General features: G+C 40.7%; 14 protein-coding genes and 1 tRNA gene. 14 read left to right on the forward strand and 1 reads right to left on the reverse strand.

What is annotated here, in order from left to right:
- The first annotated feature begins 5 nt into the window (after nt 1–5).
- From greA to tsaB, 10 genes are all read left to right on the forward strand, one after another.
- Nucleotides 6–479 (forward strand): transcription elongation factor GreA, encoded by a 474-nt coding sequence (gene greA, locus LKM37_04850; protein ID MCI1720329.1) that lies wholly within the window; start codon nt 6–8, stop codon nt 477–479.
- Between the two features lie 77 nt (nt 480–556).
- Nucleotides 557–961: an HIT family protein gene (locus tag LKM37_04855; protein MCI1720330.1), complete on the forward strand. Its 405-nt coding sequence runs from the start codon at nt 557–559 to the stop codon at nt 959–961.
- A 110-nt stretch (nt 962–1,071) separates the two neighbouring features.
- The gene (locus LKM37_04860) at nt 1,072–2,235 is read left to right on the forward strand and encodes an AhpC/TSA family protein (GenBank protein MCI1720331.1); all 1,164 of its coding nucleotides are present in this window, start codon (nt 1,072–1,074) and stop codon (nt 2,233–2,235) included.
- A 268-nt stretch (nt 2,236–2,503) separates the two neighbouring features.
- Nucleotides 2,504–2,650, forward strand: coding sequence for a hypothetical protein (locus tag LKM37_04865; protein ID MCI1720332.1), 147 nt, complete (start codon nt 2,504–2,506; stop codon nt 2,648–2,650).
- A gap of 295 nt (nt 2,651–2,945) precedes the next feature.
- Nucleotides 2,946–5,087, forward strand: coding sequence for a peptidase domain-containing ABC transporter (locus LKM37_04870; GenBank protein ID MCI1720333.1), 2,142 nt, complete (start codon nt 2,946–2,948; stop codon nt 5,085–5,087).
- 258 nt (nt 5,088–5,345) lie between these two features.
- Nucleotides 5,346–5,552, forward strand: a complete 207-nt coding sequence (locus LKM37_04875; GenBank protein ID MCI1720334.1) for a hypothetical protein — start codon at nt 5,346–5,348, stop codon at nt 5,550–5,552.
- Nucleotides 5,553–5,600: 48 nt separating this feature from the next.
- A complete protein-coding gene (locus LKM37_04880; GenBank protein MCI1720335.1) occupies nt 5,601–5,798 on the forward strand; it encodes a hypothetical protein in 198 nt (65 codons plus the stop codon).
- A 73-nt stretch (nt 5,799–5,871) separates the two neighbouring features.
- On the forward strand, nt 5,872–7,269 hold the full coding sequence (locus LKM37_04885; protein MCI1720336.1) for a TolC family protein: 1,398 nt from the start codon (nt 5,872–5,874) through the stop codon (nt 7,267–7,269).
- Between the two features lie 36 nt (nt 7,270–7,305).
- Nucleotides 7,306–8,634, forward strand: a complete 1,329-nt coding sequence (locus tag LKM37_04890) for an efflux RND transporter periplasmic adaptor subunit (protein MCI1720337.1) — start codon at nt 7,306–7,308, stop codon at nt 8,632–8,634.
- A 2-nt stretch (nt 8,635–8,636) separates the two neighbouring features.
- The gene (gene tsaB / locus LKM37_04895) at nt 8,637–9,398 is read left to right on the forward strand and encodes a tRNA (adenosine(37)-N6)-threonylcarbamoyltransferase complex dimerization subunit type 1 TsaB (protein ID MCI1720338.1); all 762 of its coding nucleotides are present in this window, start codon (nt 8,637–8,639) and stop codon (nt 9,396–9,398) included.
- 9 nt (nt 9,399–9,407) lie between these two features.
- On the opposite strand, the gene LKM37_04900 is transcribed toward tsaB, so the two are convergent.
- Nucleotides 9,408–9,938: a CvpA family protein gene (locus tag LKM37_04900; protein MCI1720339.1), complete on the reverse strand. Its 531-nt coding sequence runs from the start codon at nt 9,936–9,938 to the stop codon at nt 9,408–9,410.
- A gap of 111 nt (nt 9,939–10,049) precedes the next feature.
- Here LKM37_04900 and ileS point away from each other — a divergent pair, with 111 nt between their 5' ends.
- The 4 genes from ileS (at nt 10,050) to LKM37_04920 (ending at nt 15,377) form a co-directional block, all read left to right on the forward strand.
- Complete coding sequence (gene ileS, locus LKM37_04905) at nt 10,050–13,553, forward strand: isoleucine--tRNA ligase (protein ID MCI1720340.1); 3,504 nt, start codon at nt 10,050–10,052, stop codon at nt 13,551–13,553.
- 647 nt (nt 13,554–14,200) lie between these two features.
- A complete protein-coding gene (locus tag LKM37_04910) occupies nt 14,201–14,536 on the forward strand; it encodes a TraR/DksA family transcriptional regulator (protein MCI1720341.1) in 336 nt (111 codons plus the stop codon).
- A 16-nt stretch (nt 14,537–14,552) separates the two neighbouring features.
- Entirely contained in the window at nt 14,553–15,227 is a 675-nt protein-coding gene (locus LKM37_04915) for a lipoprotein signal peptidase (protein ID MCI1720342.1), read from the forward strand.
- 65 nt (nt 15,228–15,292) lie between these two features.
- Nucleotides 15,293–15,377 (forward strand) — tRNA-Ser (locus LKM37_04920).
- Nucleotides 15,378–15,429 lie beyond the last annotated feature (52 nt).

Raw genomic sequence — 15,429 nt, forward strand, 5'->3', positions numbered from 1 at the left:
CTAATATGGGACAGATACATTATTTGACGGCTGAAGGCCTGGATAAATTGAAGAAGGAACTGAATGATATGATTACAGTTCAAAGGCCGGCTATCTCCAAAGCAATTGGAGAGGCAAGGGATAAAGGAGATATTTCTGAGAATGCGGAATATGATGCAGCAAGAGAGGCTCAGGGAATGCTGGAGCTTAAGATATCCCAGATTCAGGAGTTAATTGCTACTGCAAAAATTATTGATGAGTCCAAGCTGAATACTACAAAAGTAAGCATGCTTAACAAAGTGAAGGTCAAGAATTTAAAGACAGGGAAAGATATGGAGTTTACTCTTGTCGGAGAGAGCGAGGCTAATCTTGCAGAGGGCAAGCTGGCCGCCTCAACTCCTATAGGCAAGGCGCTTATGGGACACAAGAAGGGTGAGACTGTAGAGGTAAATGCCCCAGCAGGTCTTATCAAGTTCCAGATTTTGGATATTTCTATTTAATTCGGGGAAGATAATTTTTAATCCCGACAGGATGTTTTTAATTTTGGCAAGATTAACTATTTAAAAATCAAATAATTATGGCATCAATTTTTACAAGAATAATTAAAGGTGAGATTCCTTGTTTCAAAGTTGCAGAAACAAAGGATTACATTGCATTTTTGGATGTTGCCCCAATAGTAAAAGGGCATACCCTTGTAATTCCCAAAGATGAAAAGCCGTATATATTTGATTATGACCCTGAGTATTATGCCGGTTTATGGAAGTTTGCACAGAAGGTTGCAAGAGCGCAGAGACGCGCAATCCCTTGCCTGAGAATTGGTGTTGGAGTGCTTGGCTTGGAAGTCCCTCACGCTCACATACATCTGATACCTTTGCAGAGCGAGAAAGACTTGAATTTCCAAAAGGAAAAGATGCATCTTCCTGACGATGAGATGAAGGCAATAGCTGAGAGCATTGCAAAAGAGTATCAAAAAGAGAAATAAAAAGGAAGGAATCTGTCGTGATATAAATAATAGCAGGCAGAAACTTGTTGTGATATAAAAAGAATAATAGCAGGCCAATACCTGTTATGATATATAAAGAGAATTTTCTGATGAAAAAGTTTTCATTTTTAAGAGTTGCTTCAATCTTTGTGATTGGTGCAACTTCTTTGTTTTTAGTATCTTGCGGACATAAGGATTCTGCGGTAATTAAAGCTGTCATCCAAGGGGCATCTGAGAAAAAAGTTGTTCTTAACATGCTTAACATGAACAAGCTTGTTACTATAGATACGCTTACGACAAATAAGAAAGGGTTTGTGAAATACAGAGTTAAGCTGCCCGATGCATCTCCTAATTTTTACTACATAACTTATCATGGAACTACTGTGGCATCATTGCTTCTGGACCCTGGAGACAAGGCGTCAATTACGGTTGATACTCTTGGCAAATTGCTGAAAATAAGCGGTTCAGAGGAGTCAAAACTTTTAAATCAGGTTAATGATTCTATTGTCCGTGCTCAGAAAGTGTTTGATTCTCTTACAGTTCAATTGCTGACATGTGATAAGATCGGAGATAAGGACGGTGCAGTTAGATTGAGGTATGAGCTTGGACATCTGTATGTTAAGCAGAAACAATATTCAATAAAGAGCATTCTTAAACATCCATATTCATTCACAAATATTACTCAGCTTTACAGACAGTTTAATGAGAATCTTCCTCTGTTTGCGCAGCTTACGGATGGAGTTTATTTTAAGCAGGTTTGCGATTCTTTAAAGCCGAAGTATCCTAACTCTCCTTATATCAAGGTACTAGAGGGAGAAGTTACAAGGTTTAACAACTACATGGAACTTAATTCTAGAATACAAAATGCCGGAGAAACTGCATTCCCTGATTTGGCTCTGCCAGATTTAATGGCTAAAACACAGCATCTTAACTCATTGCTGGGCAGGCCGTTCATGTTGTTGTTCTGGAGCGCATCAGATAATTCTCAAAAAATGCTTAATGCAGAATTGCTTCAATTGTATAAAAAGTATAAAGGGAAAGGATTCCAAATATATGAGGTTTGCATAGATGCCGATAAAACAAATTGGGCATCGGTTGTCAAGACTTTACCTTGGATAAATGTATGTGACGGTATGGGCGCATCTTCCCCTGCACTAAGTACTTACAACATAACCAATGTCCCGTCAATGTTCCTGTTTGACAAGAGCGGCACTATTGCCGGAAGGGATATCTTCAATATGAAGAACCTGGATATTGCAATTAGCAAATTGTAATAATGTATTTCAGGACGACCGGTCTTTCATAGCCTTTAAAAAAGTCATTTATCACATTACCAGTGTGTTACAGCAATACGCTAAGCTTTTTTATGCCTAGCGTGTTCTTTTAATTGCCTTATTATCAAGGAATTAACGTTTTCATGGCCTATGAAGACGCAAGTTTTTCCAAATCCGGATTTTTTTGCAGGATAAATTTACGATTTGGCAACCAATTATTTTTTCCACGCTCCATATTTGCACAGAAAAATTTAGAAATAGATGCGATATGGAAGAGAACGGAGAATTAAAAAGAATGAAGAAATCAGCTGAGGCAATGATGCTTATGATGAATAAAAGGACTTCATTTTTTTATTTGGCTGCCATTGCGGCAGCGCTATTTATTTGTGCGGGGGCCATTTTATTTACAAGCTAATCCAAAAAGAATAAACTAAACCAAGCAAATTTAAACTAGACCAGACTAAACTAAGCTAAACTGAACTGAACTAAACTGAACTGAACTAAACTAAACTGAACCTGGCTTTTAATAGTGTGTTATCATAATGTTTTGTGCAAGGTGCTGCATTGTTGAGGCGTTTGATATTGTGGGGTTTGCAAAATGCAGCACCTTTTGTTTTGACAGAGGTAATGATGCCTTTTGTTGGAGGAAAATTAAGTGGGGTGATGTTAGGAGAGTAATGTTGTGTGGAAAATTTAAGAAGTGAAATTTTATGAAGGGTAATTTAAAGATTAGACAGCAGGATGAATATGATTGCGGAGCAGCGAGTCTTTGTTCTGTGGCCGCGTGGTATGGAGTTAATGTCTCTCTTTCGGAGGTCAGAAGGGCTTGCGGATGCACCAGGGAGGGGATTACCATTTTGGGGATTATTGATGGTGCTAAGTCGCTGGGCCTTAGTGGAAAAGCTTTTAAATGCAGTACTTCTAAAGAGGATTCGCTCAAGTATTTGGGAGATCTTCATTCACCTGTTATTGCGCATATGCAGAGGAATGATGGAATGTTCCATTTTATAGTAATCTACGGGGTTGAAAAAGGGAAGGTTACTGTAATGGATCCTGCCGGCGGTGAGTTTAAAAAATATTCAGCTGATGAATTTATTAAAGAGTGGACAGGATATGTAATATTTATTGTCCCGGGAGATAATTTTGAAAAGAGAAATCAGAGGGAGAATAAGTATTTGCGACTGTTTAGAATTTTAAAATTTCACAAGCGGGAAATCATTCTTGCACTTATTGGTTCTATAGCTCTGACTTGTATTGGAGTGTGCAACTCTTTGTTTCTGCAACAGATTATAGATAAGGCTATTCCGCAGGGGAATATCTCCCTGCTTATGATTATTTCTGCAGCTGTTGTACTTCTAATTCCGCTAGCTCTTTACATAGGATATTGTAGAACAATTTATTTGTTGCGGAATGGAATTAAAATAGATACTGGCTTGATATTTTCCTTTTTGCATAAAATATTTAAGCTGCCTTCAAGCTTTTTTGGAGAGCATACGAGCGGTGATTTAAATTCCAGAATTTCAGATGCTTTTAATATAAGAACATTCATTTCAGATGGGCTGGTCTCTATCTTTGTTAGTATCCTAACTTTTTCGGCGGTAGTAGTTCTGATGTTTACTTTCTATTGGAGACTGGCCCTTTTTACTCTCTTGTTTATTCCTTTTTATGTTGTGCTGTATTTTGTATCTGACCATATTAACCATAAGTATAGCAGGGACTTAGCAGTCAGGGGAGCTCAGTTTGAATCAGACTTTATAGATAGCGTAGAGGGTGCTGAGAGTGTCCGTCATTTTGGAGCAGCATCTTTGTCCACAATAAAAACTGAAGAGAGTTATTCCGCTATGACGGAGAAAATTTATAGAGCTGGGCGGGCCGTCTCTATTTTTGGAGAGGCTGGGGAAGGAATATCAAAATTGCTCCTGGCAACAATAATAGTTGTTGGCGGTTTTGCAGTTTTTAAACAGCAGATGACGGTGGGAGAGCTGGTATCTTTTTATACGCTCAGCGCCTTTTTTACCGCTCCGATGAACAATCTTGTTGGAATGAATTCTCTTATAAATCAAGCTCTTGTGTCATCTGAAAGATTATTTGATATTACAGATTTGGATGAGGAGAAAGTGGCAGGAAGCGCAGAGGGCAATAAGGAAGCCGGATATAAAAGAGTCTCTCTTTTAGAGAATTGCAGTGCGGAGAGGGCGGGGAATATAGAATTGAGCAATTTGAATTTCAGGTATCCGGGCAGGGAAAAATTGTTTAATGAATTCAGCTGCGTTATCCCAGGCGGTTGCATAACGGCAATTGCTGGTGAAAGCGGGTGCGGCAAGAGTACTCTTGGTTCTTTGCTGATGAGAGATTTAAATCCCGACAGCGGGAAAATATTTGTTAATTTTAAAGATAGGCTATCTCTTGATATTCAGACTATTGAACTTGCGGAGTGGCGCCGCTATATTTCAATTTCAGCTCAGCGCTGTCATCTTTTTAATGCAACAATTTTGGATAATATAACATGCGGGGGTGACAATCCTGATATAGAGCGCGTTGTTCAGATATGTGCAGAGTTAGGGATGGAAAATTTTGTGAGAGCCCTGCCATCCGGATTGATGACTTATGTTGGGGAAAGGGGTAAAACCCTGTCGGGAGGAGAAATGCAGAAAATATCAATTGCCAGAATGTTATACCGTTCTTCGGCGCTCTACATTTTTGACGAGGCAACGTCTTTTATGGATGAAGAGTCTGAAAATTACGTACTTAGGATTATGCAAGATTTAAGGTCGGCTGGACGCAGCGTAATCATGATTACCCACAAAAGCTCCAATCTTAAGATTGCAGATAATGTTATAAGATTATCATAAGATTATTATGAAACTATTATGAGATTATTATGAGATTATTATGAGATTATTATGAGATTATTATGAGATTATTATGAGATTATTATGAGATTATTATGAGATTATTATGAGATTATTATGAGATTATCATGAGATTATCATAAAACTATCATGGAACTATCATGAAATTGAATTGGAAAAATAACCGGTTATAATATTTGGGGAGAAATCCCGGCGGAAGCAGACGCGCCATTTCTGTCTGTAAAAAACAATAATGTTATGGAAGAGAAGATGTTTGAGCAGAGGGGCTTCATTAGTTTGGAGCGCAGAGAGTTGCAGATGAGAGGCGGAATCTCCTTTGGTACTTTGAGGAAGATTGCGATAATTATTGGGATGATTGTAAATTTTGCCCAGGAGTATGGGGAGGATTTCAAGAGAGGATTTAGGAACGGCGCCAGCGGCAAGCCGTTTGTTAAAGTGATGTGATTATGATTGCCGATAACAATTTTATTAATTCTATGAAAAACAAAAACCATGAAAAATTTTACGGAAATAACGGAATACGAGGCTATTACCGTGGCGGGAGGAAGAGATCCAAACGTGGCAAAGCTAATAGAGCTAATTGGATATGGAGTAGGGGCATTGATGAGATATTTGAGCAAGCTCAACAAGAGGAATCAGACTGCCTTTTTAATGCGGATTTCACAAGGAAGCCCTTATCCGGCAAGGTAGAGCCAATTGTCTTTGTACACATTTTGTGGCCCAAAAATTGAGCCATCGGGGGGCGGGCGAAAACCTGCCCCTTTTGATTAAATTAATTATATTTGCACCTATGAAAATGATGAGGGTTATATTCTGTATTTTAGTGTGTTGCGCTTCAGTTGTTTATGCTGGTGCGCAGAATGCAGGCAAGGAGACTGGAAATGGTCCCGGAAATTATGCCGTGCCATGGAGTTTGGAGAGATGCATTGAATATGCAAAAGAGCATAATTTGCAGGTTCAGCAGAATCAGCTCTCCGTGCAGCAGGCAAAGAATAATATCTTGCAAAGCAAGCTGGATTTTCTTCCAAGTGTTGATGGTTCCGCATCTCACAATATGAGCTGGGGACGTTCCGTTAATATGCAGACGCTGGAGATTATTCAAAATAAATTGAGCCAGAGTACATCTTTTAGCGCAAGCGCTTCAGAGACTATTTTTAGCGGCTTGTCAAAAATAAATACTCTAAAAAGCAATAAGACTCAGCTGCAGATTGCAGAACAGCAAGTAGAAAAATTAAAGAATGATATTACAATTCAGATAACAAAGGCCTATTTGCAAGTTCTTCTTGCACAGGAGCTTGAGAAGACCGCAAAGGAAAATCTGGAGAGCATTGCACAGCAGGTGGAGAAGAGCAAGCAGCTTGTAGATGCAGGAAGCCAGGCATATAGCACTCTTCTGGAAATGAAGGCGCAGTATGCAAATGAGGCCTCAACTCTTGTTGATGCGCAGAATAATGTGCGTACAAATATGCTGACTCTTACTCAATTGCTGGATTTGCATCCTGAGCAGACAGCAGGAATGAGCGTTATTGCGCCTGCGGAAAATTCAGCAGACACTCTTTATGAGGCTGAGGCTTTAGATGTTGTTTATGCAAAAGCGCTTGACCTTCCGCAGATAAAAGCGGCTGAACTTACTTTGGACAAGAGCAGGCTGGATTTGAAGGTTCAGCAGGCTCGCCTTTATCCAAGTATCTCTGCATCTGCAGGATATGGAACCTTCTTTACTGACGGACAGGGCGGAGCGTTTTTCCCGCAGCTGGATAAGAACAAGCAGCACTCTTTGGGTTTCTCTCTTAATGTTCCAATATTCAATGGATTGAGCTATCGCACTAATGTGAAGAATGCAAGGCTTGCGGTAGAAAGCTCCAGAATTGATTTGGAAATTCAGAAGCAAAATCTTTATAAGGATGTGCAAACTGCTTATAATGAAGAGTATTCAGCTTTGCAAAAAGTTAAGGCGGCAAGAGTTACGCTGGAATCTACAAAAGAATCATTCACATATACTGAGAATAAATTTAATGTCGGGGCTCTTAGCGGAACAGACTACAGAGTTGCAAAAGCGAATTTATTTAAAGCTCAGTCTGACTTTATTCAGGCAAAATATCAGTATCTGTTTGAATCAAAAATTTTAGATTTTTATAAAGGAATTCCAATCTCTCTATAAACTGTCGGGATTGTAAAAAAAAGAAAAATTTCTGTTATGGATAAGACAAAAAATAGCAATGTTAACAGCGGCAATAAGAAGAAAATTTATTGGATTCTTGCGGCGGTGCTGCTGATTGTAATTCTGGTTGTTGTTAAAAAATGCAATAGCGGCGGAGCCATTGCGGTAAATGTGCAACAGCCTGTTAGACGGGATATTGTGGAGAGCATTCCTGCCAACGGAAAGATTCAGCCGGTAACTGAAGTTAAAATCAGCCCGGACGTCTCCGGAGAAATTATAGAGCTTAATGTCAAGGAGGGGGACAGAGTTAAAAAGGGAGATTTGATTATTAAAATTAAGCAGGATAATTATCTCTCTTCAGTTGATCAGGCTCAGGCTTCTCTGAATGCTACGCGCGCCGCTTATGAGCAGCAAAAGGCTCAGGTTGCAAAGTCCACGCAGAATTATGAAAGAAATAAAAAGTTGTATGCAATGCGTACAATTTCTACCTCCGATTATGAAGCCGCTACATCTGAATATAAGGTTGCGCTGCAGCAGCTAAATGCGGCAAAATATAACATTCAAAGTGCGGAGGCTCAATTGAAAGAAGCACGTGAAAATCTCATAAAGACAACAATTTACGCTCCCATGGATGGCATAGTTTCCAAGCTGGAAGTTGAGAAGGGTGAGCGCGTTGTAGGTACCAGCCAGATGGCCGGAACAGAGATGCTGAGGATTGCAAATTTTGACCAGATGGAAGTTGTAGTTGATGTAAATGAGAATGATATAATAAGGTTGCAGAAGGGGGATACTTCTGAAATTTCAGTTGATGCTTATCCCGACAGGAAATTCAAGGGAGTTGTTACGGAGGTAGCAAATTCTTCAAAGAACAGCGGGACTGCAACTACCACTGAGACAGCTACAAACTTTGCTGTAAAAGTTGTAATACTGCCGGAGTCCTATCAAGATTTGCTGGCTCAAAATCCAACTCCTTTCCGCCCGGGAATGTCTGCTTCCGTTCAAATTCAGACAAGCCGCAAGAGCAAGGTTCTTACCCTTCCGCTGCAGGCTATTACAACCCGCAAAGACATTGTGGGCAAGAGCATTGCAAAGGATTCAACTACGGATGTAATTCAAAGAGTTTTTGTATATAACAAGAAGACGGGAACTGTATCCGCAAGGGTTGTAAAGACGGGGATTCAGGATTTGAATTCAATAGAAATAACAGATGGAATTTCAGATACTACTCAAGTTGTCATAGGACCTTTCAGCGCAATCAGCAAAGGTTTAAACAACGGCACAAAAGTTAAGGTGAGCAAAGGTGAAGTTATGGATAGCAAACCTGCCGCAAAGAGCGATGGAGATGTATCGGTTTCAGTAGGATAAAAATGGATAAAAAAATTATAATTCTTCTGGAGACTGCAACAGACTCATGCTCAGCAGCTTTGGCAGATGGTGAAAAAATAGTTGCAGAGAAATATGCAAATGTTCCAAAGGCGCATGCAACTTTGCTTGCCCGTTTTGTAGATGAAATCCTTAAAGAGAACAAGCTAACGGCTGCAGATTGTGCTGCCGTTGCAGTAAGTGAAGGACCAGGCAGTTATACCGGTTTGCGGGTTGGCGCATCGCTTGCCAAAGGACTTTGCTATGGTGCAAATCTCCCTCTGATTGGAGTTAGCACTTTGGCTGCAATTGCTCAGTGCGCAATGGATAACCAGCAGCTGCACAAGGCAATGCAGGGACGTGCCGCAATTATCTCCTCTTCAGCGGATTATCTGATAGTTCCAATGATAGACGCAGGCCGCATGGAGGTTTATACGGCAGTTTTCAATTCTGCCGGAGAGCAGCTTACAAAAACAGAGTCTAAGATTTTGACTCCCGACAGTTTTTCAAAAGAGCTGCAGGGGCATCCCGTTCTTTTCACCGGCAACGGTGCAGAGAAATTTCAAAAAATGTTGAAAGCCGCAAACGAATCTTCACCTGTCGTGAACTTTAAAAATGCATTCTTCTCTGAACAGCTGCCTCATGCTACAGGACTTAGAATTCAGGCATTCAAAGCTTTGCAGGCGCAGGACTTTAAAGACCGAGCATATTTTCAGCCGTCTTATCTAAAGGATTTTATTCCGGGAAAACCAAAGAAACTACTATAACTGAGAAGTTTACAGCGTCAGCATTGCCATATCATCCTTCACTTCCGCAAATGCATCTTTCAGGAAAGGAAACACCTTGTCTGAAAAATTCAGCAGCATGTCAAAGCCGGTGCATTGGCGCAAATGCTCTGTCGTGCTGATTCCCAGCAAAGTAGCGGTATAGTTTATTATGCAAGCGAAGACTGATAAAATCAGCAGAACTTTAAACAGGCACAGAAAAGCGCCAAGCAATCTGTCCAGCCAGTCAAGCAAAGTAAGTTTTACCGCGCCTTTCAGAGCGTTACCGATTAAATGACAGATAATTATGATAAGCACCAGCAACAGTATGAAAGTCACCACTTTCATAACGGGAGGTGAAATCTTCTCATCAAAAATATCGTAAAGTTCATTAGAGAAAAACGGGGTAATCTTGGCGGATGCCCAAATGCCCAGAAGTATTGCAATAACCCCAATGATTTGGTTTGCAAAACCCTTCCATGCGCCCCAAATGCAGGCTGCAATCGCGCAAGCTATAATTATGATGTTTACGGATGCGGACATAACGTCTGCAAAGATAAATCTTTTTTATAACTTTGCGCCCTAATAATTGAGATGATATTTCTCTGTAAATGTGAACTATCACCGTAGTCTTACAAATAGCACAAAAAGGAGTTGCACATGGGTTTTGCGGAGTATAAAAAGTTTGATCTTGTAGAAGTTAACAAGGAAATTCTTAAGAAGTGGAAAGCTGAAAAGTGTTTTGAGAACACTCTTAAGGCGCGTGAAGGCGCACCTAAGTTCGTGTTCTTTGAAGGTCCTCCTTCCGCTAATGGAATGCCTGGTATTCACCATGTTATGGCGCGTTCCATTAAGGACGCCTATTGTCGTTTTAAGACGCAGACCGGCTTTTATGTAAAGAGAAAAGCGGGCTGGGATACTCATGGCCTTCCTGTTGAGCTGGGAGTTGAGAAAAAGCTGGGCATTACAAAAGAGGATATCGGAAAATCCATATCTGTAGAGGATTATAATGCCGAGTGCCGCAAAGAGGTTATGAAATATACCAGGGAGTGGGAGCAGCTTACGGAGCAGATAGGGTACTGGGTAGATATGAATGACCCCTACATTACCTATGACAATCGTTACATAGAGACATTGTGGTATCTTCTTAAAGACTTGTACAACAAAGGATTACTATATAAAGGATATACCATTCAGCCGTACTCTCCGGCCGCCGGAACAGGTCTTAGCTCCCATGAGCTTAACCAGCCCGGATGCTACAGAGATGTGAAAGATACAACGGTAACTGTTCAGTTTAAGGTACTTAAGGACGCAAAGTCTGAGTTCTTATTTAAAGCTCCCGATAGTAATTCTTCCGCCGGCAACGGCAATTCAGATTTTAAGGAGGGAGAAGTATTCTTTATGGCTTGGACTACAACACCTTGGACACTTCCTTCCAATGTTGCGCTTTGCGTAGGTCCCGGTATTGAATATGTTAGAATAAAGTCATTTAACCCATACAATGGAAAGCCTGCAATTTATGTAATGGCTAAGGAGCTGGTTAATGCTTACTTCAATCCAAAGGGAGAAAATGGCGATTTTAGCGCTTATAAGGCTGGAGATAAAGTTGTTCCATTTGAGATTCTGGATGGCGGAAAGACAATGAAAGGCAAGGAGCTGCAAGGGATAAAATATGAGCAGCTGATGCCTTGGATTAAGCCGGAGAAAAACACAATGTTCGTCATCACCGGAGATTTCGTAACAACTACGGATGGTACTGGTATTGTGCATATTGCACCAACCTTTGGTGCGGACGATGATCGTGCCGGAAAGCAAAATAATGTTGCTCCTTTTATGCTTAAAGACAAAGAGGGAGTTTGGAGACCAATGGTTGACAGGCAGGGAAAATTCTATAAGCTGGAAGATTTGGATGCCCAGTTTGTAAAGGAGAGGGTTGATGAAAATGCTTATGGAAAATATGCCGGCAGATATGTAAAGAATGCTTATGATAATTCACTTCCTGCTGATGCAGAGACACTTGACGTTGATTTGTGCGTAATGCTAAAGCAAGAGGGGAAGGCATTTAAAATAGAGAAACACGTGCACTCTTATCCGCACTGCTGGAGAACTGATAAACCCGTGCTTTACTATCCTCTTGATTCTTGGTTCATTAAAGCAACCGCTGCAAGAGATAAGATGATAGAGCTTAACAATACTATCAACTGGAAACCGGAGAGCACCGGAACAGGACGTTTTGGAAAGTGGCTGGAGAACCTGCAGGACTGGAACTTAAGCAGAAGCAGATTTTGGGGAACACCTCTTCCTATCTGGAGAACGGACGATAAAAAAGAGGAGAAGTGCATAGGGAGCGCAAAGGAACTTTATGATGAGATAGAGGCCTCTGTAAAAGCGGGATTTATGAAGTCTAATCCTTTGAAAGATAAAGGGTTTGTACCGGGAGATTTTTCAGACGAAAATTACAATAAGATAGATTTCCACAAACCAATAATTGATAATATAATCCTTGTTTCTCCTTCCGGAAAGCCAATGAAGAGAGAGGCTGATTTGATAGATGTTTGGTTTGATTCAGGCGCAATGCCTTATGCTCAGGAGTGGCTGAAAAATCTTGGAAAACCGGAGTTTGGGCAAACTGCAGATTTTATTGCGGAGGGTGTTGACCAGACCCGCGGATGGTTCTATACTTTGCATGCTATTCATACCATGGTGTCAGGTACACCTGCTTATAAGACAGTAGTTTCCAACGGCTTGGTTTTGGACAAGAAAGGGGAGAAGATGAGCAAGAGACTTGGCAATGCAGTTGATCCGTTTAAAGAGCTGGAGGAGTACGGAGCGGATGCTTTAAGATGGTATATGCTTACTAACGCTCAGCCTTGGGATAACTTAAAATTTGATGAGTCAGGAGTAGATGAAGTAAGAAGGAAATTCTTTGGGACACTATACAATACTTATTCATTCTTTGCGCTTTACGGCAATGTGGATAAATTTGATAACAGCGCTCCGCAGATACCGGTAGCTAAACGTCCGGAGATTGACCGCTGGATAATGTCCTATCTTAATTCTCTAATCAAAGATGTCAAAGCTTGTTATGAGGATTATGATGTGACAACCGCCGGGAGAAAAATCCAGGATTTTGTTTGCGACCATTTGAGCAACTGGTATGTAAGATTAAACAGAAAGAGATTTTGGGGCGGTACGATGGATGAGGATAAACTTGCTGCATATCAGACACTTTACTCATGCCTGGAAACTGTCGCGATACTGGGTGCGCCTATTGCTCCGTTCTATATGGAGAGGCTATTCCTGGATTTGAATGCTGTAAGTCATTTCCACAAGGAGAGCTCAGTTCACGCTACAATGATGCCGGATGCTGATGAATCATTGATAGATAAGGATTTGGAAGAGAGAATGGAGCTTGCTCAGGTTAGTTCCTCCATGGTGCTTGCATTAAGAAGGAAGGCGGAACTTAAAGTGCGTCAGCCTCTTGCAAAGATTATGATTCCTGTCATTGACCCAAGAATTAAAGAGCAGCTGGAAAAAGTGCAGAAACTTGTGCTAAATGAGGTTAATGTAAAGGAGGTTGAGTACATAACAGACACTGAGGGTCTGATTACCAAAAAGATAAAGCCAATGTTCAGAACTTTGGGCAAAAAATATGGCAAGCAGATGAAAGATATTTCCGCAGCTTTTGCTAATTTTACCCAGAAAGAAATTTCAGAGATAGAGAGGAGCGCAGGTGCGGATAAGACAGGAACTTATACATTGCATCTTGCAAGCGGGGACGTCATCCTGGAGAGCACTGATTATGAGATAATATCAGAAGACATGCCCGGATGGCTGGTTGCAACTGAAGGAGCTCTTACCGTTGCCCTGGATATAAATGTAACAGAAGACCTTAAGAAAGAGGGAGTTGCAAGAGAACTTGTAAACAGAATCCAAAATTTAAGAAAGGATTCAGGCTTTGAGGTCACCGACAGGATATATGTAACTGTCGAGAATAAAAAAGAAATTGCAGATAGTCTTGTCAAATTTAATGATTACGTTTGTTCTCAAACTTTGGCAAAAAAGATTACGCTTGCGGACAATATAGCAGAAAGTGCTGATGTTGAATGGGATGAGGGCGGCACTATAAAAATAAAAGTAGAAAAGATTAACAATTAATATTTACTGTTATGGCAACAAAAGCTAAGAAGGTGAAGAAAGCCCCCGCAAAAAAAGCGGCTCCTAAAAAAGTGGCTAAGAAGGTTGCAAAGAAAGTTGCTCCAAAAAAGAGCGCTAAGAAAGTTGCACCTAAAAAGAAAGTTGCAGTAAAGAAAGTTGCTGCAAAGAAACAGGTAAAGAAAGTTGTTAAGAAACCCATGGTTAAGAAGGCTGCTGCAAAGAAGCCTGTAAAAAAAGTTGTCCCTAAGAAAGCGGCTGCAAAAAAGGTTGCTGCTAAAAAGCCTGTTAAGAAAGCTGCTGTAAAGAAGCAAGTTAAGAAGGTTGCTCCTAAAAAAGTTGTTGCCAAGAAACCTGTTAAGAAAGTTGCTCCAAAGAAACCGGTGGTTACAAAGAAAGCCGTTAAGAAAGTGGTAAAGCAAATTGTAAAAAAGGCTGCGGAGAAGAAAGAGGTTGTAAAGAAAGGTTTGAGCAAAGTTGTTAAGCAAGTTGAAGCAAAGGTAGAGAAAATGGTTGCTCCAAAACCGGCTGAAAAGCCAGTTGTAAAAGCTTCAAAAATAGAGGATAAGCCAAATATAAAAAAAGAGATAAAGATAGATGAGAATGGCCAGCCTCATGTTCAGGAGAGATACAGCGATGCTGATCTTCAGATGTTTAAAGAGGTTATCCTTAAGAAGCTTGCTCAGGCAAAAGATGACTATGAGATGTTGCGCGCTGCAATGACTCACAGTACAAGCAATGATATTGAGGATACTTCTCCAACATTTAAAGTTCTGGAAGAGGGTGCTTCTTCTCTTAGCAAGGAGGAGAGCGGAGAGCTTGCCCAAAGACAGTATAAATTCATTCAATCTTTGGAGGCTGCGCTTGTAAGAATTGAGAACAAAACCTATGGAATCAGCAGAATATCAGGTAAATTGATTCCAAAGGCAAGATTGCTTCTTGTCCCTCACGCAACTTTGAGCGTAGAGGATAAGAATAAACAATAATACTCACCGCAGATAAATGACAGATAAAAATAAAAAGTGGATAATAGCAGGGCTTGTAGTTCTGCTATTATTTATAGACCAGGCAATTAAGTTTTACGTTAAGCTTCACATGATGGTTGGGGAATCTATCCCCATGTTTGGAACATCACAGTGGGCGCAGATTCTTTTTATTGAGAACAACGGAATGGCATTTGGAATGCAGCTTGGCGGAATTGCCGGCAAGTTGTTTTTGAGCTTGTTCAGACTTGTACTGATTGGTTTGATTATCTGGTATTTAAATGTGCTTATTACAAAGAAGAAAGCTCCGTGGGGAGTATTGATTGGCGGCACTCTTATTTTGATGGGAGCTATCGGGAATATGATAGACAGCACATTCTACGGGAAAATATTCTCGCAATCATCTTATACTAATGTTGCCTCCCTGGTTCCATTTGGAAACGGCTATGCTCCGCTGCTTTGCGGCAAGGTTGTGGATATGTTCTACTTTCCTGTATATCACACCGTTCTGCCATCATGGTTCCCGTTCTGGGGAGGACAGGATTTTGAATTTTTCCGTCCGATATTCAACTTCTCTGATGCATGCATAACCTGCGGAGTCCTGTATCTGATTATATTTCAGTACAAGTTTTTCTCAACTCAGCCGGCTTCCGCTTCTGATTCAAAACCAGAGGAGAAGAAAGAGGAGGAATAATCTGTGAGGCAAGTAACCTTAATTTTGCAAATGGCAAAAAAACATTTACATTTGCACCCTCATTTGGAGAGATGGCAGAGTGGTCGATTGCGGCAGTCTTGAAAACTGTTGAGGTGCAAGCCTCCTGGGGTTCGAATCCCTATCTCTCCGCTAAACAGCTCACAACGAGCAAGTTACAAGGTTAAACCCGCTTATGCCCAAA

The sequence above is a fragment of the Bacteroidales bacterium genome, assembly GCA_022647615.1.
GTDB lineage: Bacteria > Bacteroidota > Bacteroidia > Bacteroidales > UBA932 > Egerieousia.

Excerpts from the sequence above, each read along its gene's own strand:
- greA (MCI1720329.1), top strand. The coding sequence starts at position 6 with ATGGGACAGATACATTATTTGACGGCTGAAGGCCTGGATAAATTGAAG.
- LKM37_04855 (MCI1720330.1), top strand. The coding sequence starts at position 557 with ATGGCATCAATTTTTACAAGAATAATTAAAGGTGAGATTCCTTGTTTC.
- LKM37_04860 (MCI1720331.1), top strand. The coding sequence starts at position 1,072 with ATGAAAAAGTTTTCATTTTTAAGAGTTGCTTCAATCTTTGTGATTGGT.
- LKM37_04865 (MCI1720332.1), top strand. The coding sequence starts at position 2,504 with ATGGAAGAGAACGGAGAATTAAAAAGAATGAAGAAATCAGCTGAGGCA.
- LKM37_04870 (MCI1720333.1), top strand. The coding sequence starts at position 2,946 with ATGAAGGGTAATTTAAAGATTAGACAGCAGGATGAATATGATTGCGGA.
- LKM37_04875 (MCI1720334.1), top strand. The coding sequence starts at position 5,346 with ATGGAAGAGAAGATGTTTGAGCAGAGGGGCTTCATTAGTTTGGAGCGC.
- LKM37_04880 (MCI1720335.1), top strand. The coding sequence starts at position 5,601 with ATGAAAAATTTTACGGAAATAACGGAATACGAGGCTATTACCGTGGCG.
- LKM37_04890 (MCI1720337.1), top strand. The coding sequence starts at position 7,306 with ATGGATAAGACAAAAAATAGCAATGTTAACAGCGGCAATAAGAAGAAA.
- tsaB (MCI1720338.1), top strand. The coding sequence starts at position 8,637 with ATGGATAAAAAAATTATAATTCTTCTGGAGACTGCAACAGACTCATGC.
- LKM37_04900 (MCI1720339.1), bottom strand. The coding sequence starts at position 9,938 with ATGTCCGCATCCGTAAACATCATAATTATAGCTTGCGCGATTGCAGCC.
- LKM37_04910 (MCI1720341.1), top strand. The coding sequence starts at position 14,201 with ATGTTTAAAGAGGTTATCCTTAAGAAGCTTGCTCAGGCAAAAGATGAC.
- LKM37_04915 (MCI1720342.1), top strand. The coding sequence starts at position 14,553 with ATGACAGATAAAAATAAAAAGTGGATAATAGCAGGGCTTGTAGTTCTG.